The 23297-nt window shown below is 40.8% G+C and carries 16 protein-coding genes; 14 read left to right on the plus strand and 2 right to left on the minus strand.

Annotated features, from left to right (window positions below; translation table 11 throughout):
* Positions 1 to 344: 344 nt before the first annotated feature.
* Positions 345 to 1280, minus strand: a complete 936-nt coding sequence (locus tag JWR61_RS00320; protein WP_290339961.1) for an AraC family transcriptional regulator — start codon at positions 1278 to 1280, stop codon at positions 345 to 347.
* 268 nt (positions 1281 to 1548) lie between these two features.
* Here JWR61_RS00320 and gyrB point away from each other — a divergent pair, with 268 nt between their 5' ends.
* Entirely contained in the window at positions 1549 to 3540 is a 1992-nt protein-coding gene (gene gyrB / locus JWR61_RS00325) for a DNA topoisomerase (ATP-hydrolyzing) subunit B (protein ID WP_290339962.1), read from the plus strand.
* Positions 3541 to 3647: 107 nt separating this feature from the next.
* Positions 3648 to 3848, plus strand: coding sequence for a hypothetical protein (locus JWR61_RS00330; RefSeq protein WP_290339963.1), 201 nt, complete (start codon positions 3648 to 3650; stop codon positions 3846 to 3848).
* Between the two features lie 99 nt (positions 3849 to 3947).
* Here the strand turns inward: JWR61_RS00330 and mfd are convergent, their stop codons facing one another.
* A complete protein-coding gene (mfd, locus tag JWR61_RS00335; protein ID WP_367881782.1) occupies positions 3948 to 7385 on the minus strand; it encodes a transcription-repair coupling factor in 3438 nt (1145 codons plus the stop codon).
* Between the two features lie 230 nt (positions 7386 to 7615).
* On the opposite strand from mfd, the gene JWR61_RS00340 reads away from it, so the two are divergent.
* The 12 genes from JWR61_RS00340 to JWR61_RS00395 all read left to right on the plus strand — a co-directional run bounded on the left by JWR61_RS00340 (position 7616) and on the right by JWR61_RS00395 (position 23266).
* The gene (locus tag JWR61_RS00340; RefSeq protein WP_301925907.1) at positions 7616 to 12919 is read left to right on the plus strand and encodes a S8 family serine peptidase; all 5304 of its coding nucleotides are present in this window, start codon (positions 7616 to 7618) and stop codon (positions 12917 to 12919) included.
* A gap of 123 nt (positions 12920 to 13042) precedes the next feature.
* Positions 13043 to 13762, plus strand: coding sequence for a ferredoxin--NADP reductase (locus tag JWR61_RS00345; protein WP_301925908.1), 720 nt, complete (start codon positions 13043 to 13045; stop codon positions 13760 to 13762).
* A gap of 140 nt (positions 13763 to 13902) precedes the next feature.
* Entirely contained in the window at positions 13903 to 14253 is a 351-nt protein-coding gene (locus tag JWR61_RS00350) for an NADH-quinone oxidoreductase subunit A (RefSeq protein WP_290339968.1), read from the plus strand.
* Positions 14254 to 14355: 102 nt separating this feature from the next.
* The gene (locus tag JWR61_RS00355; RefSeq protein WP_367881781.1) at positions 14356 to 14922 is read left to right on the plus strand and encodes an NADH-quinone oxidoreductase subunit B; all 567 of its coding nucleotides are present in this window, start codon (positions 14356 to 14358) and stop codon (positions 14920 to 14922) included.
* Positions 14923 to 14979: 57 nt separating this feature from the next.
* Positions 14980 to 15438, plus strand: a complete 459-nt coding sequence (locus JWR61_RS00360) for an NADH-quinone oxidoreductase subunit C (protein WP_301925909.1) — start codon at positions 14980 to 14982, stop codon at positions 15436 to 15438.
* A 114-nt stretch (positions 15439 to 15552) separates the two neighbouring features.
* Positions 15553 to 16668, plus strand: coding sequence for an NADH-quinone oxidoreductase subunit D (locus JWR61_RS00365; protein WP_301925910.1), 1116 nt, complete (start codon positions 15553 to 15555; stop codon positions 16666 to 16668).
* A 211-nt stretch (positions 16669 to 16879) separates the two neighbouring features.
* Complete coding sequence (gene nuoH, locus JWR61_RS00370; protein ID WP_301925911.1) at positions 16880 to 17929, plus strand: NADH-quinone oxidoreductase subunit NuoH; 1050 nt, start codon at positions 16880 to 16882, stop codon at positions 17927 to 17929.
* A gap of 114 nt (positions 17930 to 18043) precedes the next feature.
* Positions 18044 to 18571, plus strand: a complete 528-nt coding sequence (locus tag JWR61_RS00375) for a 4Fe-4S binding protein (protein ID WP_301925912.1) — start codon at positions 18044 to 18046, stop codon at positions 18569 to 18571.
* Positions 18572 to 18816: 245 nt separating this feature from the next.
* The gene (locus JWR61_RS00380) at positions 18817 to 19335 is read left to right on the plus strand and encodes an NADH-quinone oxidoreductase subunit J (protein WP_301925913.1); all 519 of its coding nucleotides are present in this window, start codon (positions 18817 to 18819) and stop codon (positions 19333 to 19335) included.
* Positions 19335 to 19646 (plus strand): NADH-quinone oxidoreductase subunit NuoK, encoded by a 312-nt coding sequence (gene nuoK, locus JWR61_RS00385; RefSeq protein WP_367881783.1) that lies wholly within the window; start codon positions 19335 to 19337, stop codon positions 19644 to 19646. The genes JWR61_RS00380 and nuoK overlap by 1 nt, the downstream gene beginning before the upstream one ends.
* Before the next feature lie 39 nt (positions 19647 to 19685).
* Positions 19686 to 21689 (plus strand): NADH-quinone oxidoreductase subunit L, encoded by a 2004-nt coding sequence (nuoL, locus tag JWR61_RS00390; RefSeq protein ID WP_301925915.1) that lies wholly within the window; start codon positions 19686 to 19688, stop codon positions 21687 to 21689.
* 86 nt (positions 21690 to 21775) lie between these two features.
* On the plus strand, positions 21776 to 23266 hold the full coding sequence (locus JWR61_RS00395; RefSeq protein ID WP_301925916.1) for a NuoM family protein: 1491 nt from the start codon (positions 21776 to 21778) through the stop codon (positions 23264 to 23266).
* Positions 23267 to 23297: the final 31 nt, after the last annotated feature.

Below are 23297 nucleotides of genomic sequence, written 5' to 3' on the forward strand. Positions count from 1 at the left end.
TTGGCATAGTATTGGTTCCTTTTTAAATGTAGCTTTTAGCTGAAAATATTAAAAAAATTGCCATCGAGGGCTAAATTTTTGCTGGTTTAGGGTTTTATTAGGGTAAAGACGGGAGTAATCCTACTCCCGTTATTTTTCACTTGATTCATTAATTGTTCTCGCTTTATATCCAATAGTTTAATTCTATCTTATTTACGTTATTGTTAATCAATATCGATCTAAAACCAACGTAGCTCAAATTTGATTATTGAAAAGTCTAGATGATTTGAGTACAATGTAAAAGGCGTTCTAACATTATTAGAACGCCTTATTTTTTCGCAAATTTTAATTAGAACAAGAACAAATCAATGAAGAAGCAATTCGCAGGGTTTGATTCCGGTATGTTTTTTAAAAGCTGTACTGAAGTGCGAAATGGAAGAATAGCCCAGCAGCATGGAAACTTCTGTTACACTCAGGCCTTTCTCGTAAAGTAAATATTTTGCATGCTCCATTCGCTGACTTTGATAAAAGTCAAAGATGGTAGTTCCAAACATTTCTTTAAATCCTTTTTTAAGGTAACACTCGTTAATAGCCACTTTCCGGCTTAATTCCTTAATAGTTAAGGGTTCGCCAATATGCTGCAGTAACACCTCTCTTGCTTTGGTTATTTTTTCCCTGTCTGCTTCGTTTGCCAAAAATTTACAGGTAAATACTTCTTCTTTTTCATCTAACATACAGTCCAAACTGTATAAAAGCAAAATCTGCGTTTGGGCGTTAATGAAAATATTTTCCAAAGTATCTGTATAATTGTGATTCAGTAAACCTTCAATTGCCATACGGGTTTTGCCGCATAAAGGCAATAGTTTACTAAAAGATGCAGTATGAGTAAATGAAAGCACTTCGTCCGAAATGGTTCTTTGCTTCTTACCCCCGACAAACTGGGTTAAATAGGACGGCTTAAAGCTGAAGCTTAGTACATCAATGCTATTTACTTTTTCTACACAAGTTTTGGAAGCATTCATTTTACAGAAATCACATTCTGCCTGTTTTTCACGGCAATACACATTGCCTGTAACACAAAATTTTAATTCAAGGTAATTTGCCTGCGGGCTATTTTTTTCATAATTGTACACAAGCATACCGGTATCTTCCATGTTCCAGTGAGCGTCTCTGCGGTACCGTTTTATAGAATAATGAACGGAACCAGGCACAGACCGGTTGATATCCTGCAACATTGCCAGTTCATTCAACATAAATGGCTGATTGTGCGCTATACTCAATATGTCAGGCTGTTGATTCATTGATAAATTTCGATGCAAATATACATTATATAGCTGAATCTGACGGGGCTTAGCGAACGATATATTGTAAATATTGTGTCATTAAATAGCGGGATATTGACAAAACGTATTGGCGCCCAAATCAGGGGTAAAGGAATCTATTTTGTGTGGAAATCTTTGTATAAATGACTGGTGTAAAAGACCTGTTTCAGTGACCTGAGAGCCTGATTTTCCTTATATTTGCAGGAATGTGGATTTTGACCACTAAAATTAGAATTTGCACTCAATTATGACTACAGAAACAGAAGAAGTACTGCCAGTGAAATCACCATCTGTTAACGGCGGATATGAGGCAGACAGTATACAAGTATTAGAAGGCCTTGAAGCTGTCCGCAAAAGACCTGCCATGTATATTGGCGATATCGGTGTAAAAGGTTTGCATCACCTGGTATATGAAGTAGTTGATAACTCCATTGACGAAGCGCTGGCTGGCTATTGCAAAAATATTACCGTTAATATTAACGAAGATAATTCTATTACGGTAGAGGATGATGGCCGGGGTATACCTACTGGGATGCACACCAAAGAAAACAAAAGTGCGCTGGAAGTAGTGATGACAGTTTTGCACGCGGGGGGTAAATTTGACAAGGGTTCTTACAAGGTTTCAGGCGGGTTACATGGTGTAGGTGTTAGTTGTGTGAATGCTTTAAGTATTAAACTGCATGTGACCGTAAAACGGGAAGGTAAAAAGTTTGAACAGGAATACTCCAAGGGCGTACCTCAATATCCCGTTAGGGAAATTGGTACAGCTACTACGACTGGTACCCGGGTGCATTTTTGGCCCGACATGAGCATTTTTACAGAAAGCGTATACAAACGGGAAATACTGGAAGGCCGTTTAAGAGAGCTGGCGTTTTTAAACAGAAAGATCAACATTACGCTGAACGACTTCAGGGAAAAAGAAGATGATGGGAGCACCTATACAAAAACTTTCTACAGCGAGGGCGGTATAGTTGAATTTGTGGAAATGCTGGATAAAAATGCCAACAGAAACGCTTTATTACCGACTGTTATTTATTGTGACGGGCATGATGTCAACAGTAATGTGATGGTAGAGGTAGCTATGATGTACAATACAGGCTACCAGGAGCATCTTTTTAGCTATGTAAACAATATCAATACTATTGAGGGAGGTACCCATGTTGCCGGGTTTCGCCGGTCAATTACTAGGGTGTTCAAAAGTTATGGCGAAAAGGAGGGCATGTTTGAAAAGGCCAAAGTAGAAATTGAGGGTGATGATTTCCGCGAGGGGTTGAGCGCTATTATTTCTGTAAAGGTACCGGAGCCACAATTTGAAGGTCAGACTAAAACCAAGCTGGGCAACAGCGAAGTAATGGGTGTAGTTGACAGTACTTTAAGCCGCGTACTAATTGCCTATCTGGAAGAAAATCCGAAGGATGCCAAAACTATTATACAAAAAGTAATACTGGCTGCCCAGGCAAGAGCCGCTGCAAAAAAGGCCCGTGAAATGGTACAGCGTAAAAGTGTGCTTACCGGTGGAGGCTTGCCAGGTAAACTGGCTGACTGTAGTGATAAAGATCCCCACCGCTGCGAACTATACCTGGTCGAAGGAGATTCCGCCGGTGGGACTGCCAAGCAGGGACGGGACAGGAGTTACCAGGCTATTTTGCCATTGCGTGGAAAGATATTGAATGTAGAAAAGGCGATGGAACACAAGATTTATGACAATGAGGAAATCAGAAATATGTTTACTGCATTGGGAGTTAAGATCGGTACGCCTGAAGACCCCAAAGCATTAGATACATCCAAACTCCGGTATCATAAATTAATCATCATGACGGATGCCGACGTGGATGGCAGTCACATCGCCACCCTGATACTGACGTTCATTTTCCGTTATATGAAAGCACTGGTTGAGCAGGGCTATGTATTTATCGCCCAGCCACCGTTATACCTTGTCAAAAAGGGGAAAGAGCAGGATTATGCATGGACGGATGAAGAAAGAAAAGCATTGATTACCCTGTTTGGACAGGGTAAAGATGAGAGTGTTACCACCCAGCGTTACAAGGGTTTAGGAGAGATGAACGCTGAACAACTTTGGGAAACAACCATGAACCCGGTTACCAGGACTTTAAAGCAGGTAACCATAGAAAGTGCTGCAGAAGCTGATCGGGTGTTTAGCATGCTGATGGGAGACGAAGTGCCTCCACGGAGGGAATTCATTGAAAGCCACGCCAAGTATGCAAAAATTGATGTGTAAGCCAACAGTGGTAATAAGCAGCAAATTTTGGTAAACCCAATAATTTATGTAGCTTGTATCCTGAAGTTTACAACTTCCCCATATTTACTAACCATAAATTCTACAAAATGTCAAAAATGTTAACAGCCTATTGCATGAAAACGAAAGAGAAAAACGTTCCATTGCAGGATGCAGTAATAACCAAAACAGCCCGTGGCGGCTACATGGCACAAGGTCATGACGGCAAGGGAAACAAAATGACTACCATGTTAAGCGAAGCAACAGCGTTGGAAGCTGTGAAAAATGGCGTAGCTAAAAAAAGCTGGTAATTGAGTTGGTACCAAAGAATTAAAAGGCTGTCTGTTAGATGGCCTTTTTTGTGACCATAGCAATTTGGTAAATTGATAAGCTAACATTGCTTTGCATCATCATGCCATTAAAGGAGCCGGGAGAATGTTTTGATGCATTCTATGAAGAAACCGGAATAACTCATTCATAGTTGTAACCTCTTCAACCACCAAAATTCCATTTTTACCAACCTGTTTCAGTTTGGCTTTATTAGTACCTTTTTGTAAAAATTGCAATAATCCAAGAAATGTTTCACTTTGAAAATAGGGCGAATCAGGATTGCTTACAAAGAAACATTTTAGTGTTTCATTTTTTAATAACATCTTCTCAAAACCAAGCGCTACAGCCAGTTTACGGCATCTTACCGTTGTAAATAAATCTTCTACCGGAGCTGGTATTGGCCCAAAACGATCTAACATTTCCTGGTGAAATTGCTGCAAATCTTCTTCTGTTTCGCAATTGTCCAGGCGGCTGTACAAACTCAGTCTTTCAGTTATACTTTCCACGTAACTGTCAGGAATTAGAATTTCCAGATCCGTATCAATGGTACAGTCTGTTACAAAGTCATCCTGCTGCTGAATTTCTTCTTTATACAATTCTTTAAACGAAGTTCTTTTCAATTCACGGATTGCTTCATCTAAAATTTTCTGGTACATTTCAAAACCAATTTCAGCAATGAAACCACTTTGTTCACCACCCAGCATATTGCCGGCACCACGTATATCCAGGTCTCTCATGGCAATTTGAAATCCACTGCCCAGGTCACTATATTGTTCTAAAGTACTTAGCCGTTTACGACTGTCTTCCGGTAAAGTGCTCATTGGCGGAGCTACCAAATAACAGAACGCTTTTTTATTGCTCCGGCCAACCCTTCCCCGTAACTGGTGTAAATCGCTTAATCCAAACTGGTGAGCATTGTTTACAATGATGGTATTTACGTTCGGAATATCTACACCACTTTCTACAATGTTAGTACATACCAATACGTCATATTTTTTATCCATAAAATCCAGGATGGTATCTTCCAGATCATCGCCATCCATCTGGCCATGTGCAAAAGCAATACTGACATCCGGACAAAGACCTTGTATCAAACTCTTCATCTCGGCTAAACCCTTTACCCTGTTGTGTATGAAGAAAACCTGGCCGCCTCTTTCGGTTTCATAATAAATAATATCCCTGATGGCATCTTCATTAAATACCATTACTTCCGTTTGGATAGGCTGTCTGTTGGGTGGTGGGGTATTTATGATGCTAAGGTCTCTTGCACCCATCAAACTAAATTGCAATGTCCTGGGGATAGGTGTAGCCGTTAATGTAAGTGAATCAACTGTTGTGCGTAATTGTTTTAATTTTTCTTTTGCAGCAACACCAAATTTTTGTTCTTCATCAATAATCATTACACCCAGGTCTTTAAACTTCACTTCTTTACCTAATAAAGAATGGGTGCCAATAATGATATCTACTTTTCCTTCTGCCACTCTTTGTAATGTTTCCTTTTTTTCTTTGGCTGATTTAAAACGGTTAATGTAATCAACCGTCACCGGAAAATCTTTCAATCGTTCACCAAAAGTTTTAAAATGCTGATAGGCCAATATCGTGGTAGGAACCAGTACTGCAGCCTGTTTGCCATCGCAGCACGCTTTAAAAGCTGCACGGATAGCAATTTCCGTTTTGCCAAAACCAACATCTCCGCACACGAGCCGGTCCATGGGAGAGGGCTTTTCCATATCCCTTTTTACATCTTCTGTTGCCTTTCCCTGGTCGGGCGTATCTTCATAAATAAAACTTGCTTCCAGTTCAGTTTGCATATAATTATCCGGGCTAAATGCAAAGCCTTCCTGGCTTTTTCTCTCCGCATACAGTTTAATTAAATCTGTCGCAATATCTTTTACCTGCTTCTTGGTTTTTTCTTTTAATTTATTCCATACATCGCTACCCAGTTTGTTCATTTTGGGTATGCTGCCTTCCTTGCCACTGTACTTACCTATCTTATGTAAACTGCTGATATTTACATACAGTAAATCGCCATCTTTATATTGAATACGTACAGCTTCCTGCATTTTGCCATTGGCTTCAATCTTTTGTAAGCCACTGTATACGCCCACTCCGTGGTCAATATGGGTAACGTAATCGCCGGGCTGCAACTCCCGCAACATTTTTAAAGTGAGCGCTTTGTTTTTGCTGAACGCCTGTTTTACTTTGTATTTATGGTAGCGCTGAAATATCTGGTGATCAGTGTAGCAAACCACCTTAAGATCATCATCAATAAAACCGTGATGAATAGATGTGGGAACAGGAACTACATTAATTTCGGCCTTTAAATCGGTAAAAATTACGTGCAGCCTTTCAAGCTGTTTTGGGTTATCGGCAAATAAATAAATGTTGTATTTCTTTGCTTCATATGCTTTCAGATCTTTTATTAAAAGATCAAACTGCCGGTTAAATGAAGGCTGCTCTTTAATGTGAAATACGATCGGTTGGTTAGAGTTTGATTTTGTAAAATAAGATTTGCGGCCCATTTCAATGATATTCCTTTCCTTGATTTCCTCTTCAAGCACAACCGCTTTTACAAAATCATTTACGTTAACATCCAGCCGCTCATTTATCTCGCTGTCATCATCAGCCAGTTGTTTTTTGTCAGCAGAAACATCTTTGGCAATAGATAAAAACAATTCCAGGTCTTCTTCCTGCTGTTGAATTTTTTCTTTTATAAATTGCCAGTCTTCCGTCCATATTACGGTGTTCTGCGGTAAAAATTCCAGCAGTGAAACACGGTCTCCTGTTTCAAATTGTGTTTCAACATTGGGTATAATATTTACCTGCAACAATTTACGTTCGCTCAATTGCGATTCTGGATCGAATAAACGTATGCTGTCCACTTCATTACCAAATAACTCAACACGGTAGGGCTTTTCATTACCGAAAGAATAAATATCAAGTATGCCACCACGTACTGCAAACTGGCCCGGCTCATACACAAAATCAGTACGCTCAAAACCATACTCCACAAACCGGAACAGTATGTCATTAACATCAATCATTTCGCCCTGCTTGATGGAAATGATATTAGCGGACAGTGTTTTTTGCAACACTACTTTCTCAAATAAAGCTTCCGGATGTGTAATGATTATTTTTTTATGAATGCCTGAACTTGCTGCCGCTGTAGCTATTTTTGTAAGCGCTTCGGTGCGCAGCATTACGTGGCTGCTGTTGAGCAGCCTGTAATTTTTTTTATTTTTAAATGAAGATGGGAAATAAAAAATGTCTAAAGCGCTGGTAAGATTTTCTAATGTATTGTGAAAATAAGCAGCTTCCTCCGCATCTCTTAAAAGCACAAGATGATTTAACTGAGCTGCTGCGGGGTGGTTGAAAACAGCGGCAATCACAAATTCATTAGCACTGCCATGTAAGCCCGAAAGGTGTGTGTGCGTTGGTTTGGACAATGAGATTCCATCCACTATTTTAAAACAGCGGCCATCATCTGCATATTCTTTCAACAACACTTCCAGGTTCATCCGGCTGCAAAGATATGGTTTGAAAAAATTATACGCCAAAAATTAGGTTGCTGCAATACATCTTTAGCAAAACCGTTAACAAAATACATTACCAGCTCAACATATATTTATATTAAGATGTTGAGCTGATAAACGCAACGTTGCTTACATCATAAAAACAATTGCAAAAAAAGCCAGCTTGTTAATTAAAATTGCAGACCAGCCGAGGTAAAAAAATAGAAATGTTCCTGATGAAAAAATGTTGCCTTGTACTATTTTGTTTGTTAAGTTCCTTTTTTTCATTGTCGCTGTATGCGCAGCAGGAAAAGGTCGTTCGCTTTGCCAATGGTAATTTTGTTACCGGCAGTAACATAAAAAAACAACAGTTTAAAAAGGAAAACATCCGCGGCGCCCTTGTTGGCGACAATTATTTTGTACTTGTTCAGTTTGATAATTTGCCTGCCCTGGAGGTGAGGGAAGACCTGGTAAAAGCAGGTATTCAATTGCAGGAATACTTACCTGGCAATGCTTACCTGGCGATAATGAAAAATAAGTTTGATGTTGGCAAGGCATCTCAATGGGGCATAGTATCCATCAATGCAGTACCGGCTGTTTTTAAAATAAGCCGCCAATTGTATAATTACATCCCATCTGGTAATAAGAAAGCGAATCCGCTTTTTGCAGTAACCTATTTTCCGGGTGTAGATAGGGCAACAATAACAGTTGAATTGCTAAAAGCGGGAGCTTTACTGGCTCCTTCAAAAATTATTTCTGTAAATACTATTTTTATACAAGCCAATAAGCAACTGATTAATGCAATTGCGGCAATGCCTTTTGTAAGCAGTATTACTTTACAGACAATAAGTGATAAGCCGCTCAATTCCAATAGCCGGGCTGTGCACGGAGTAGAGAGCCTGAACGAATTAAATGGAAAAAATCTGAACGGAAGAGGTGTTACAATAGGTATTGGAGATAATGCAGATATTGCTACTCATATTGATTTTTCAGGAAGACTGATTTCCCGAACGCCATGGATACCTGGGGATCATGGAACGCATGTGAGCGGTACAGCAGCCGGGGCTGGTTTAATGAACGCCAGGTACAGGGGTATGGCATCTAAAGCCACTATCATCGATCAATTTTTTAGTGATATTATTACAAGTGCGCCTGTATATGTTGCAGATAACAATATGGTACTAACCAATAATTCCTATCATTCCGTGGAGGATAATTGCCCGGGAGAGGGAAGCTATGATGTGTTAAGTAATTATATTGATGAGCAAATGGGACGCTACAAGGATCTGCTGCATATAGCGGCAGCCGGCAATGACGGCGCTTTGAGCTGTGGTGTTTTTCCTGCATCTTTTGGCACTGTTAAGTCGGGCTGGCAGTCTGCCAAAAATGTATTGACAGTAGGTGCGATGAATGCAAGAGATTATAGTATTGCAAGTTTCAGCAGCCGGGGCCCGGTAAATGATGGCCGCATCAAACCCGAAATTACTGCCAACGGATGGGCGGTAGTTTCCACTAAACCTGGTAACAATTATGGCGCAGATTACGGCACCAGCATGTCGGCTCCGTCTGTAACCGGTGCCCTTGCGTTATTGGTTGAAAGATATCGTCAGCTGCATAGCGGCAGCAACCCTTCTGCTGCTTTAATGAAAACACTGGTTTGTAATACAGCAGAAGATTTAGGTAACCCGGGGCCAGACTATTCATTTGGTTTTGGGATGCTGGAGGCTGCAAAAGCCGTAGATGCATTGGAACAAAATCGTTATAGTATCAATAAAATCACCAATGGAGGAAGTGTCAGTCAAATCATTTCAGTGCCCGCCAATACGCGTAGGTTAAAAGTGATGTTATATTGGGCAGATACAGCAGCTGCCGTAAATGCGGCGACCTCACTTGTAAACGATTTAGATATTACGGTTGGTACGCCAGCAGCGTTATTGCATTATCCATTAATTTTAAATCCCGCTCCGGCAGCAGTAAACAATCCAGCTACTGAAGGTGCCGATCATGTAAATAACATTGAGCAGGTAGTAATTGAAAATCCTGTTGCGGGCAACTACACTATCAATGTTAACGGTTATGCCGTTCCATTCGGCCCGCAGGAATATGTTGTTAGTTATGAATTAATGCCCGATGAAGTAAAGGTGCAATACCCTGCCGGTGGCGAAAAGCTCATTCCCGGTGATATTGATAACATACGCTGGCTGGCGTACGGTAACGAAAGCAATACATTTACACTAGAATATTCTGATAACAATGGCGCCAGCTGGACGCTGATTAATAATAATGTTGCAGCCAACAGCAGACTGTATGCATGGACTGTTCCAACCGCCGTTACAAACAATGGCCTTGTAAGGGTGACCAGAAATGGGACTGCACTCAGCGGACAAAGCAGTTTTGGTTTTGGTATTTTGGGACAGCCCGTTACTAATGTAACCAATGTTTGTGAAGGTGCTGCGCTGTTAAACTGGACAGCTATTGGCGGGGCAACAACCTACGATATATTTCAGTTAAGCGGTGATAGTATGAAGGTGATCGGTAACACTGCCACTACTTCTTTTCTGTTAAAAGGTCTGGATAAAAATAGTGCGGCATGGCTGGGCGTTGCCGCAAAAAATGGCAACTTTTCCGGCAGGCGTTCCGTATCAGTTAAAGTGGTGCCTGACGCTGGCGCATGTACGCTAAGTACTTTTAATAACGACGTTAAGGTAGATAGCATTTTAACGCCTAATACAGCCAGGCAATTTTTTGCCAACTCCGGCAATGCAACAGCGCCGGTTACAATACTGATTAAAAACTTAGGAGCAGTTCCGGTAACCGGACCTTTTAATGTTTCGTTTAATTATGGCGGAACCATTGTTACAGAAAGTGCCAATACAACAATTGCTGCAGGAGGTTCTTACACCTATGCATTTACCGGTTCTTATCCTGTTATTCCTACTGGCTACCGGTATGATTTTAAGGCCTGGATTACACTCCCTGCAGATAGCAATCACCTGAATGATACTGCCTATAAAACGGTAAAATCAATCAACAACGATCCAATTGCTGCCATGCCGGTTAAAGAAGGATTTGAAACGATGGCCAATGCGGATTTTATAAAAGCAGAACAAGGTATAGGAAATAATAAATACATTGATTTTAGTGCGGCAAGTTCCAATGGAAGAGCCAGGACCTTTGTTAACACAGGCTTTGCCCGCTCAGGTGTTCGCAGTTTAACATTGGATCAATCCCCCTACACTGAAATCAATAATGTTGATTCGCTCACTTTAAATTATAACCTCGTTAACTATAAAACTGATCAGCTCCGCTTTGATTTTTATTATTTTAACCATGGCCAGGCAGGCAGTGCCAACAATAAAATATGGATAAGGGGCAGTGAAAATGATGTGTGGCTACCTGCCTACGATTTGGTCCTTAACCAGGCCGGTTTGGGTAAATGGGCACACGGCCAGGTTAATATCAATGAAGTCCTTCATACAGCAGTACCTGCACAAAATATCGCTGAAACCTTCCAGATAAAAATAGGGGAGGAAGGAAATACATCTTCCAATGACCCAACACCCGTAATCGATATAGATGATGGATATACTTTTGATGATCTTACACTGAACCAGGTTTTTAATGATCTTGAATTAAAGAAAATCAATTCACCTGGCAAAGCTGGATGTGGTCTTTCTGCTGCCAGTGCAGTAAATGTTACAATAAAAAACTTTAACAATACCAGCCTGGATAATGTAAGTGTCAGCTACCAGGTAAACGGTGGAGCAGTGATAACCGAAATTATTCCCGTGATTGCAGCAAACCAAAGCCTGGATTATACATTTACAAAAACTGCAGACTTGTCTGCATACATAGATTACAATATCAACGCCTGGATACATTATACGGGAGACAGTTACTCTGCCAATGATAGTATATTAAACTATAGTTTTCACAATTCACCTGTTGTCAGCAATTACCCTTATTTGCAAAGTTTTGAAAACAGTGATGGCAATTTTTTTACAAAGGGAACCAATACAAGCTGGCAATGGGGTACACCCGCAAAAACGCTGATCAACAAAGCACCCAACGGTACCAAAGCGTGGGTTACCAATTTAACGGGTAATTACAATAACAACGAAACCTCTTTCTTGTATTCTCCCTGCTTTGATTTAAGCGCTTTAAAGCAACCTGTATTATCGTTCAGTCATATTTTTCAGGTAGAACAGGATTATGATTATACCTGGGTAGAGTATTCAACGGATGGTATTGTGTGGAAAAAATTAGGTGATACTTTAAGTGGCACCAACTGGTATGACAATATACTTAACAACTGGAGCTTATCCAGGGCTAGATGGCATGTTGCCAGTGTAACTCTTCCTGTAACAGGAACGAATATACGCTTCAGGTTTGTGCTGAGCAGCGATGGCGGAGTTACTATGGAAGGTGTAGGTATTGATGATATCAGTATACATGAAAAAAGCCTTGTTGCTGCAGCTGTACCCATCACAACTATCAGCGTGCCTGCTATTGCGGGAAATAGCTGGATCCCATTTAGCGACGGCAATCAATCAACAGGGCCTTTGCATATCATGGCGGAAATAAATCCCAACGGGCAAAACCTGGGCAAGGTTGACATCACTGTTTATCCCAACAATACAGGCCATATAAGGAATACAGGCGATCAGTATTACCTGGATAGAAATTATGTTATTCATCCATCCAACCCACCAACAGGTAACGTTGGGGTACGACTGTATTTTACGGATGCAGAAGCAGATTCATTGATAGATGCTTCCGGTTGTGCGGTTTGCACCAAACCCGGGGATGCGTATGAATTGGGTGTAACTAAATACAGTGGATTGCTGGCAGAAGAAAATGGCACTCTGCAGGATGATAACAACGGTTTTACACAGTACATCACGCCGGCAAACACAACGATAATACCCCACGGAAATGGCTACTATGCAGAGTTTGACGTAAATAGTTTTAGCGAAATTTGGTTCAATAACGGCAATGGCAGTAATACACAACCATTATTTGTAAACCTGGTTTATTTCGATGCAGAGAAACAAGCGGGTAATGCCTTATTAAGCTGGAAAGCTGAACATGAAGTAAATGTTGCTGATTACGCATTAGAAAGAAGTGCCGACAGCAGAAATTTTACCAGCATTGCTTCCAGGCTTGTTAATGGAAATAACACTGGCAATTATAATTTTACCGATTCAACTCCTTTGCATGGAATCAATTACTACCGGCTAAAAATATTGCAACGTGATGGAACTTATTTGTATTCTGCAATCAGAAAAATTGATTTCAGTAATAATGCAGATGATGTGCTGGTTTATCCCAATCCCGTTACAGGGCAAACAGTATTTATCTCTGCAAGTGCCAATTGCAGCGGCGCTGCATTGTACGATGGTGCCGGTAAATTAGTAAAAAGTTTTGCTTTGCAGGGAAGCTTCAATACAATTAGTTTGAAAGGAATTGCAAAAGGGATTTACATGTTGAGAGTGGTGTCGGTAAACGGCTTAAGTATTCAAAAAATGCTGGTACAGTAAATCGTTGCACTGTCGGAATGAGTGTAAATTTTTAAGAGATTCCATTTTTTAAATTGGGAAATAATCACTTTTTGTATCCTGGTCTACCACTATTCTTTGTACCTTTCTGTAAACAATCGCACAATGTCTTTAGAACCATGGCGCACCGGCAAGGTGATACAAATTCAACAACAAACCAACGATACAAGAAGTTTTTTTATACAGGTACCTGAACTGACAACACTCAATTTTAAACCGGGCCAGTTTGTTACACTTGATTTACCCATACATGAAAAACCAAACAAGCGCTGGCGAAGTTATTCCATCGCTTCCAGTCCAGATGGGTCAAATGTTTTTGAGCTGATTATTGTGCTTGATAAAAATGGCACAGGCACTCCCTATCTTTTTAATGAAGTAACCGTAGGTTCTGAATTAAAATTTCGCGGCCCGCAGGGCGTATTTACCCTGAAAGAACCCATTGATAAAGATCTTGTTTTTATTTGTACCGGAACGGGCATTGCACCTTTCAGGAGTATGTTGCAGTATATAAAGCGCAATGCAGTAGAACATAAAAACATCTGCCTCATATTTGGCTGCAGAACAAAATCCAGCCTGTTGTATTATGATGAGATGAAACAACTGGAACAGGAATTAAAAGGGTTTACCTACTTACCCACTTTGTCAAGAGAGGAATGGGATGGACAAATGGGGTACGTGCATCCAGTGTATGAGTCGCTGTGTGCAGACCGAAGGCCTGCCGAATTTTATTTATGCGGCTGGAAAGGTATGATTGATGATGCAAGAAAAAGAATTGCGGATATGGGTTACGACAAAAAAGAAATTCATTACGAAATTTATGGATAGTATTTTACCCATAACTTTATTGTGAAAACGGTTGCCTTTGAGCATGACAGATATCATTTGTGCCTATGATTGCCGCGGTACCTGTATTGGTATTTTTTCCTACCTTGTAGTTCTAAAATGTTGGTAAAATAATTGTTTTTATGGGAGCATCTTCGATGATTGTTTTGATTCTTGCAGCGTTAACATTTTCCTCTATTGCCATTTTAATTGCTAAAATTGTAACAAAGGCTACCACTAATAAACAAAAGGGCCAGCCATACGAATGCGGTATTCCAACACAGGGAAAAACATGGACACAATTGAATGTAGGATACTATTTATTTGCCCTGATCTTTTTGATATTTGATGTAGAACTGGTATTCTTGTTTCCATGGGCTGTAGTAGCAAAAAAGGTAGGCTGGATGGCACTTGTAGAAATCATTGTCTTCTTTTTTATTTTGTTTATGGGTTTTTTATATGCCCATAAAAAGGGTGCGCTGAAATGGATGTAGGGCAACCCCCGCAGACTCTCCCAAGGTGGAGGAATGAAATGCACAGTATAATAATTTGAACCGCATTTCAAATTTTGATAACGAAAAATGAACACTTGGTAAATGAGTGAAACTTCAAATAATTCAGGATCTTCTTCAAATTCCACCCTGGGAGTTGGGGGGGGCACTTTTCCAGGCCAAATACACGAAACGCCTGGAGGCGGTATTGTGTTGAGTAAGCTGGATGATGTGATTAACTGGGCCAGGTCTAACTCTTTGTGGCCGCTTACTTTTGCCACCAGTTGCTGCGGTATAGAGATGATGTCCGTTGCAGCAGCAAAATATGATTTTTCAAGATTTGGTTTCGAAGTGGCCAGGGCCTCGCCAAGACAAGCCGATGTAATTATCATCGCCGGTACTATTGTAAATAAAATGGCGCCTGTTTTGAAAAGACTATACGATCAGATGGGGGATCCTAAGTATGTAATTGCGATGGGCGCTTGTGCAATCAGCGGAGGGCCTTTCTTTTACAATACGTATTCAGTAGTAAAGGGTGCAGACCATATTATCCCGGTGGATGTATATGTTGCCGGTTGCCCGCCGAGGCCGGAAGCATTGTTGCATGCGCTGATTAGCTTACAGGAAAAAATAAAAAGTGGTTTAACACGAGAACAAATAAAAGCAGGCTGATGAATTAATTGAACCTGCTTTGAATTATATGACACGTCCATTGTCCGAAAGATAATTATGACCAACGAAGCATTAAAAGAGAAAATTTTACAACTGTCGCCTGCAGTTAGTTTTGAGGAAGGAGGCCAATGGCTTACCATCATCGTGAAGCCCGCTGCATGGCACTCACTTGCCGCACAATTAAGAAATGACAAAGCCTTGTTTTTTAATTTTCTTTTCTGCCTCACCTGTATTGACTGGAAGACACATCTTACCATGGTGTACCATCTCGAATCTGTACAATTTCGCCACAACATTGTAATAAAATCAAAACTGGATGCTGCTGATCCGTCAATAGCAACTGTGAGTGATATATGGCAAACAGCTAATTTTCATGAACGGGAAGTGTATGAAATGTTCGGTGTAAATTTCATCAATCATCCTGATTTAAGGTTGTTGATTTTACCGGATGGATGGGAGAACAAAAGGCCATTGTTAAAGAATTTTGAAGACCCGGTCAATATGATAAAATTGTAACCCCCATGCCCTTAACAGGGAGGAAGGCAAAAGTTTTAAAATATCAGGATATTAAAATATTAAAATCTATTTTTTAATAATAAAAACAATAGTTCCCCTTTAGGGGATAGGGGTATGGTTGAAGAAATTGGCAGAACAGCAGACGGTAATATCATCATCAACGTGGGACCACAACACCCCGCTACACATGGCGTGCTGCACCTGGTGATTACCATCAATGGTGAAACCATTATAAAGGTAGAACCACACCTTGGCTATATCCATCGGTCTATCGAGAAAATGTGCGAAAGCCTTACTTACCGGCAATTCATATACGTTACCAGCCGCATGGATTATTTATCTTCTCACATCAACAACCACGCCTGCGCACTTTGTGTAGAAAATGGGTTACAGGTAGAAGTGCCCGCACGTGCGCAGGTAATACGCGTGCTGATGGATGAACTTACAAGAATTGCATCCCACGAATTGTGGTGGGGTGCCATGGCGATGGATCTTGGAGCATTTACACCGTTTTTTCATGCTTTTCGCGAAAGAGAAACCATCAATGATATTATGGAAGAAACCTGTGGTGCAAGGCTTACAATGAATTACATGGTGCCTGGTGGTGTGATGCAGGATATTCATCCCAATTTTCAACAAAGAGTAAAAGATTTTATTAAATTATACAAATCAAAAATCAGCGAATATGATGAGTTGGTAACTGGTAATATTATTTTTCAAAACAGGATGAAAGGTGTAGGCTACCTGTCGCCGGAAGATGCTGTTTCATTTGGTGTAAGCGGACCTCCGGCAAGAGGCAGCGGTGTTAGTTGCGATACCAGGAAAACATACCCCTACGAAATATACAACCAGTTGCAGTTTGATGAAATATTGGAAACCGGGGGTGACTCATTCGCAAGGTATATGGTGCGGATAAGAGAAATGAATCAGTCAATAAAAATTATTGAGCAATTAATTGATAACATTCCTGAAGGGGATTTTCAGGCCAAAACAAAAGCTGTATTGAAGTTACCGAAAGGAGAATTTTTGCAAAAAGTAGAAACAGCCAGAGGACAGTTTGGTGTGTACATAGTGAGTGAAGGTGGCACAACGCCTTACCGTATTAAATTTCGCTCGCCGGGATTTTCCAATCTCTCTGCGCTGGATCACATGGCCAGGGGTAGTAAGTTAGGAGATTTGGTAGCCATGATGGGAACGCTGGATTTAGTGATACCAGACATTGACAGATAGAAGCGACCGCCTCTGACTCCCCCATGGGGCAGAACAAAATGCGGAGAATGGCGACTATAGTTGCTGAATAGGATCCAATGTCGAATAGAATAATAAAAGAATCTCTAAGTATGAATAAAATATCAAATCAAAATTCGCTTCTTGAATCCCCCCTTAGGGGTTGGGGAGGCTTTGGGAGGCGTTTATGCTGAGCTTTTCAAAAATATCGCAATTGATTGATAGCTGGTTAAGGGCTACCTTTAATGCTACCTGGACCATGGTAATTGAGATGGTAATTGCCGGTGTGTGTGTTATCGGCCTGTTTGCCGCATTGGGACTGGTTTTGGTACTGATGGAAAGAAGGGTAGCTGCATGGATACAGATTCGCCTTGGACCCAACAGGGTTGGCCCCGGGGGTATGTTACAATCACTGGCAGACACGTTGAAGCTGCTGGTTAAAGAAGGTATGACGCCAGATGGTGCAGATAAATTTTTGTTTAACCTGGCGCCTTTTATCGCAATGATGGTGGCAATGCTTTTGATGGCGCCAATCGCTTTTGCAAAAGACTTTCAACTATGGGATCTTAACATTGGTGTATTATATATTTCTGCGGTTTCGTCCTTAATGGTCATCAGCATTTTAATGGCAGGCTGGGCTAGCAACAATAAATATTCGTTGATGGGCGCTATGCGCAGCGGTGCACAGATTGTAAGTTATGAACTATCAGCAGGGCTCTCCATTCTTACAGTAGTGATATTATCGGGTAGTTTGAATCTGAACGAAATTATTTTATCGCAGTCTGATGGCTGGTGGATTTTTAAAGGACATATCCCGGTGATTATATCCTTCGTGATTTTTATCATTGCCGTAACGGCAGAAACAAACAGGGCGCCCTTTGATCTTGCCGAAGCCGAGTCTGAATTGACTGCTGGTTTCCATACAGAATATTCAGGGATGAAATTCGCTTTGTTTTTCTTAGCAGAATATATCAATGTATTTATTGTTTGTGCTATTGGCGCAACGCTATTCCTTGGCGGATGGATGCCGTTTCATATCGGGCACTGGGAAGGATTTAATCATGTGATGGATTATATTCCATCCAGTTTATGGTTCTTCGGAAAAACATTTTTCCTGATATTTTTAATTATGTGGTTCAGGTGGACTTTTCCAAGATTGCGGATTGACCAGTTGCTGAATCTTGAGTGGAAATATTTATTGCCGATCAGTATGTTTAATATTTTACTGGTAACCGTAATGGCTATTTTGGGGTGGTATTTTTAGCAGCCCCGGCCCTTATACCTCTCCGCCGCGACGGGGAGAATAGAAATGCAGCAGTTTTAAAAGTGGAAGGGCTGAACGTCCCTGCTAATTTTTTAAAAAAAGACATGTTAAATAATGGATAAGAATTCAAATAGTAAAAATAATTCTTCGTCGCCTTCTTCTGGCGGAGGGCTTGTTCAATATATCAAAGATGTCTTCAACGGCGTAAAGTCGTTGCTGGTAGGGCTTAGGCGAACCATGTATTATTTTACGCATCATAAAGAAATCATTACAGAGCAATATCCTGATAACAGAGCTACGCTTGTTTTTCCTGAAAGGTTCAAGGGGGAAGTAGTAATGACGCATGATGAAAATAATGAGCACGCCTGTACTGGTTGCACCGCTTGTGAACTGGCTTGTCCGAACGCTACTATTAAAATCATTACCAAATTTGATGTAAGTCCCGAAGGCAAAAAGAAAAAGGCCATTGACAAATTTGTATATCATCTTGAGCTATGTACCATGTGTAATTTATGTATTGTAGCCTGCCCAACAGATGCAATAAAAATGGCGCAAACATTTGAACACAGTGTATATAACCGGGCAGACCTGACAAAGATTTTAAATAAGCCGGGATCGAAAATAAGGGAAGGTGTTGAGTGATAGCCCTTACTGGCTACCTCCGGGCATTATAAAAATTCAACGTTCCTGGAATTTGCGCAGGGTTAGTCGTAGCGGAATAACAGGAGTTTTGAATAATAATGTGGGAACGGATCAGAAATGGTATGTTGTACGAGTGAGTGACACAACAATGCAAAATTGAGAAGCAATGCCGGCAAAAAAATGGCATCCATAATATTACCAGGTATAAAAACCTGGTATTAAAAACTTGACATAATAATCCTTAAATGAGCGGATCAACAATTATATTTTACATGCTGGCGGCACTTACTTTAGTGAGTGGTGTGCTGGCGGTTACCACACGGCAGATTTTCAGAGCAGCCATTTTTTTACTTTTTTCTTTAATAGGTATCGCAGGTTTATATTTCTGGATGCAGTATGATTTTATTGCAGCCGTTCAGATAGTGGTATATGTGGGTGGCATAACGGTGCTGATCATCTTCTCCATTTTTTTGACACAGCAAGCCGGGGAGTTATTACCCAAACAAAAAATAGGAAGACAAATTTTTTCAGCACTGGCCGTGTTTTGCGGCTTTGCACTAACCATGCTGCAATTATTTCAGCATTCATTTAAACCTACTACCGGGCAGCCGGTTCTGCCAATAGTAGCTAACATAGGCGATCGTATGCTGGGCGTTGCAGAGGATGGATTTGCCTTGCCTTTTGAAGTTGTGAGTATGTTACTGCTGGCGGCATTGATTGGTTGTATTGTAATTGCTTTACGTTCTAAACCTGCAACATCATGATGGAACCCGGATTAAACCATATTTTAGTTATTAGCGCAGCCTTGTTTTTTATTGGTGTGTTTGGATTTTTTACAAGAAGAAACCTGGTTACTATGCTGATGAGCATTGAACTGGTGCTGAACAGTGTAAACCTGAACTTTATTGCTTTCAATAAATATGTATGGCCCAACAAAATGGACGGTTTATTCTTTGCCATTTTTGTAATTGCCATTGCTGCGGCAGAGGCGGCGGTGGCGATAGCCATCATTATCAATTTATACAGAAGCCATCACTCCATTGATGTAGAGAATGCTGAAGAAATGAAATTTTAAAGATTCGTTATTTTAAAACCAACGAACGACTACTATATTATGAATGATTTTTTACAAATGCCATTGCTGCAGATACTGCCTGCAGGAAAAGGTTCAGCACTGGCCCTGTTACTGATTCCGTTACTGCCATTTGCTGGTTTTTTATTGCTCGGAATTTTTGGCAGAAAACATATCAAAAGCGCATCGGGCATTATCGCTACAACCTTATTGCTTGTGTCTGCAGCCCTATCTCTCTACACTGCATATGGATATTTTTTCGATTATGGAAAAGTGAATGGTGTTTACCAAAAATTTATTGCAGTTCAATATACCTGGCTCCAGTTTTCACCTGGCCTTTCAATAGATTTAGGCATCTTGCTGGATCCAATTTCAGTGATGATGCTGGTAGTGGTTACGTTTATTTCACTGATGGTGCACATCTATAGCTTAGGTTACATGAAAGGTGAAGAAAGGTTTGCAACTTATTATGCATTTCTTGGCTTGTTTACTTTTTCTATGCTTGGTTTGATAATGGCTTCCAATCTTTTCCAGATGTATATTTTCTGGGAGCTGGTAGGCGTTTCATCATTTTTACTGATTGGATATTATTACAATAAACCTTCAGCAGTTGCCGCATGTAAAAAAGCTTTTATCGTTACACGGTTTGCCGATCTTGGGTTTTTAATTGGCATATTAATTTTATCCTTTCATGCCGAAACGCTGGATTTTAATACGCTGATTGAAAGACTCACAATAGATGGCAATCATGAGTTGCATACTGCTTACTCTTCCATGTTTTTGGGTGCATCTGCGCTAACCTGGGGTGCGATATTGATTTTTATTGGCGGCGCTGGCAAGAGTGCCATGTTTCCATTACATATCTGGTTGCCCGATGCTATGGAAGGTCCTACGCCGGTATCTGCATTGATACATGCTGCCACCATGGTAGTTGCAGGTGTTTATTTGGTAGCAAGAATGTTTCCTGTTTTCAGTATGTCTGCCGGTGCCATGCACCTGGTTACTTTAGTGGGCATTTTCTCCGCACTGTTTGCCGCAATAATCGCCTGCACACAAACAGATATCAAAAGGGTACTTGCCTATTCTACGATGTCGCAGATAGGTTTTATGATGTTTGCATTGGGTGTATCAGGAAGTAATTTGGTAGAAGGCAGTCTGGATTACACAAATCTTGGTGCAGGTTATACAGCTTCCATGTTTCATCTTTTTACGCACGCCATATTTAAAGCTTTATTATTTCTGGGTGCTGGTTCCGTTATACATTTTATTCACAGCAACGATATGAAGGATATGGGCGGACTTAGAAAATATTTACCCATTACGCATATTGCTTTTTTGGTTGCATGCCTGGCAATTTCAGGGGTTCCTCCGTTCGCAGGGTTTTTCAGTAAGGAAGAGATACTGCTGGCAGCCTGGCAACATAACAAAATGGTTTATTACGTCGCGTTGTTTACATCAGGTCTTACTGCATTTTACATGTTCCGGTTATACTTCAATATTTTCTGGAACAAGGGAGCGATTGTGCATGGTGAACACCATGGGGAAGGTGGCTTTGTGATGATGCTGCCACTGGTACTGCTTGCAGTTGGCGCTGCAACGGCGGGCTTTATACCTTTTGGGAATTTTATAACTGCTGATGGCAAACCATTGGAAATTGAATTTCACTGGCAGTTTTCAATAGCCCCGGTAGCAGTTGGCTTAACAGGCATTTTTACAGCCATGTGGTTATATAAAAGCGAAAATAATAAACCTGCTGCCATTGCCAGCTCATGGGGGGGATTATATAAAGCTGCTTATCATAAATTTTATATTGATGAAGTATACCTCTTTATAACAAAAAAAGTACTGTTCAATTTAGTGGGCAGACCTGCGGCCTGGTTTGATAAAAATGTGGTGAATGGGTTGGTAAATATGACGGGCAATACGACGCTAACTATTTCTGATAAAATAAAAGGATTTCAGTCGGGTAAAGTACAGCAATACGCCATTTACTTTTTAGCAGGTGTAATAGGTTTGGCAGTGCTGTTTATTTATATCTGGAAATGATAAATTTTATATTGCTTTGAAACTGAATAAAGCTTCTTAAATAAGATAAAGGGCCAGACTTAATAAGATAATTCGAAAACGAATACATGAATTTACCAGTACTAATATTATTGCCTTTGCTCACCGCAGTTGTAATACTGCTGATGCGCAATGCAACACAGGTTAAATGGGCGGCATTGGCAGGTGCTGCTGCACAATTTGTTTTGGCGTTTGCATTGTTGTTTGCCTTTCGCAGCGAAAGGGCTGCAGGCAATGAAGCCCAGATGTTATTTGAGTTGCAGTACAATTGGTTTCCGGCATGGCATATTAGTTTTCATTTGGGAGTAGATGGCATTTCCGTTGCAATGATTTTGCTTACATCCTTTGTTGTAATTGCCGGTGTGCTGGTTTCGTGGAACGTGGAAAAGATGACAAAGGAATTTTACTTTTTACTCATCTTGTTGAGCCTTGGTGCATATGGATTTTTTATGTCGCTCGATCTCTTCATACTTTTCTTCTTTCTTGAAATAGCGGTGATACCAAAATATTTACTCATCGGTATCTGGGGCAGCGGTAAAAAAGAATATGCAGCCAATAAACTGGCGCTGATGTTAATGGGCGGTTCAGCATTGGTGTTGGTGGGTTTGCTGGGCACGTATTTCGGCAGCCCCACAAAAACATTCGACCTGATGACTTTGTCTCAATTGAATATTCCAGCGTCAGTTCAGCACATTTGTTTCCCGTTGTTATTTGTTGGCTTTGGTGTGTTTACAGCATTGTTTCCATTCCATACCTGGGTACCGGATGGTCACTCATCGGCGCCCACCGCAGGGTCTATGTTCCTGGCGGGTATATCCATGAAACTCGGTGGCTACGGCTGTTTGCGGGTAGCTACCTACATTATGCCTGACGGTGCGAAGGAATATGCCAACATAATTATTGTGTTGTCTGCCATCGCTATTTTGTATGGAGCCTTCGCTACGATGATGCAGAAAGACTTGAAATATATCAACGCTTATTCTTCAGTAAGTCACTGCGGTTTTGTTTTACTCGGTATCGGTATGTTAACTAAAACAGCTATGACTGGTGCGGTAATGCAAATGGTATCGCATGGTTTAATGACAGCCCTCTTCTTTGCTGTTATAGGCATGATTTACGAACGCACACATACAAGACAGGTAAATGAAATGGGCGGCTTGTTGAAAGTAATGCCTTTTATTACGACTGTCTTATTCATAGTTGGATTGTGTTCGCTGGGTTTGCCGGGGCTAAGTGGATTTGTTGCAGAGATGACCATTTTTATGGGTTCCTGGCAAAATACAGATGCATTTCACCGTATTGCTACCATTGCCGCCTGTATGAGTATTGTTGTAACGGCGGTTTATATTTTAAGGGCCGTTGGGCAAACAGCTATGGGGCCTCTAAAAGCGGGTTATGAAAATTTAACGGATGCAACCTGGAATGAAAAAGCCGCTGCAATCATTTTAATCGCAGGCATTGTTGCAATTGGTATTGCGCCGTTTTGGCTCAACGACCTGGTTAGTCCGGCAACAGAAATAATAATGAAAAAACTCGCTGCTGTTACTGCCGGTATGTAGAACGACTGAGTCATCTTAATTAATGCTCTTA

Origin of the sequence: Ferruginibacter sp. (genome assembly GCF_028288465.1) — a bacterium.
GTDB lineage: Bacteria > Bacteroidota > Bacteroidia > Chitinophagales > Chitinophagaceae > Ferruginibacter.